Source organism: Paraburkholderia podalyriae (assembly GCF_014397785.1).
In the GTDB taxonomy this organism is placed as follows: domain Bacteria; phylum Pseudomonadota; class Gammaproteobacteria; order Burkholderiales; family Burkholderiaceae; genus Paraburkholderia; species Paraburkholderia podalyriae.
On sequence record NZ_VZQQ01000214.1, the window covers coordinates 1 to 1,497 of the forward strand.

Annotated in this window: 2 protein-coding genes; both read left to right on the top strand. The window is 65.5% G+C overall.

Translation table 11 applies throughout. The features are described from left to right. Window positions 1–669 (top strand): electron transfer flavoprotein subunit beta/FixA family protein (locus tag F6X42_RS42590; RefSeq protein ID WP_187639726.1); only part of this gene is annotated, 669 nt, incomplete at its 5' end. Between the two features lie 13 nt (window positions 670–682). Next, on the top strand, window positions 683–1,497 hold an 815-nt coding region (locus F6X42_RS42595), incomplete at its 3' end, for an electron transfer flavoprotein subunit alpha/FixB family protein (RefSeq protein WP_187639727.1).

Below are 1,497 nucleotides of genomic sequence, written 5' to 3' on the forward strand. Positions count from 1 at the left end.
ATCGCGAACGTGAAAATGTCGATGAACCCGTTCGACGAAATCGCGGTGGAAGAAGCCGTGCGTCTGAAGGAAGCGGGCGTCGCGACCGAGGTGATCGCCGTGTCGGCCGGTGTGACGCAGGCGCAGGAAACGCTGCGCACGGCGCTTGCGATCGGCGCGGACCGCGCGATCCTGATCGAATCGAACGAAGACCTGCAGCCGCTCGCGGTCGCGAAGCTGCTCAAGGCGCTGGTCGACAGGGAGCAGCCGCAGCTGGTGATCCTCGGCAAGCAGGCCATCGACGACGACTCCAACCAGACCGGCCAGATGCTCGCCGCGCTCGCGAATCTGCCGCAGGCGACGTTCGCGTCGAAGGTGGTCGTGGCGGACGGCAAGGCAACGGTGTCGCGTGAAGTGGACGGCGGCGCGGAAACGCTGTCGCTGACGCTGCCCGCTGTGGTCACCACCGATCTGCGCCTGAACGAGCCGCGCTACGTGACGTTGCCGAACATCATGAAGGCGAAAAAGAAGCCGCTGGAAACGCTCAAGCCCGAGGAGCTCGGCGTCGATGTCACGCCGCGTCTGAAGACGCTGAAAGTCGCCGAGCCGCCGAAGCGCTCCGCCGGTGTGAAGGTGCCGGACGTGAAGACGCTGGTCGAGAAGCTGAAGAGCGAAGCCAAGGTGCTGTGAGGAGACCCAAGAAATGACGAACCTGGTAATTGCAGAACACGACAATGCGTCGATCAAGGCCGCGACGCTGAACACGATCGCCGCGGCACAGAAGATCGGCGGTGATATTCACGTGCTGGTCGCGGGTCACAACGCGCAGGCCGCGGCCGACGCCGCAGCGCAGATCGCAGGCGTTTCGAAGGTGCTGCTTGCCGACGCGCCGCAACTCGCCGCAGGCCTCGCGGAAAACGTCGAAGCAACGGTGCTGACGCTGGTGCAAGATGCGGCGAAGCACTACACGCACATCCTCGCGCCGGCCACCGCCTACGGCAAGAATATCGCGCCGCGTATCGCCGCGAAGCTCGACGTCGCGCAGATCAGCGACATCACGGCCGTGGATAGCGCCGACACGTTCGAGCGTCCGATCTACGCGGGCAACGCGATCGCGACGGTTCAGTCTCAAGATCCGGTCAAGGTCATCACCGTGCGCTCGACCGGCTTCGACGCGGTCGCCGCCGTTGGCGGCAGCGCAGCGGTCGAGCAGATCGAAGCGGCAGCCGACGCAGGCATCTCGCAGTTCGTGAGCCGCGAAGTGACGAAGCTCGATCGTCCGGAACTGACTAGCGCGAAGATCATCGTGTCGGGTGGCCGGGGTCTAGGCAGCGGCGAAAACTACACGAAAGTGCTGGAACCGCTGGCCGACAAGCTCGGCGCGGCGCTCGGCGCCTCGCGCGCGGCCGTCGACGCGGGCTTCGTGCCGAACGACTATCAGGTCGGCCAGACGGGCAAGATCGTCGCGCCGCAACTGTACGTCGCGGTCGGCATCTCGGGTGCGATCCAGCACCTCGC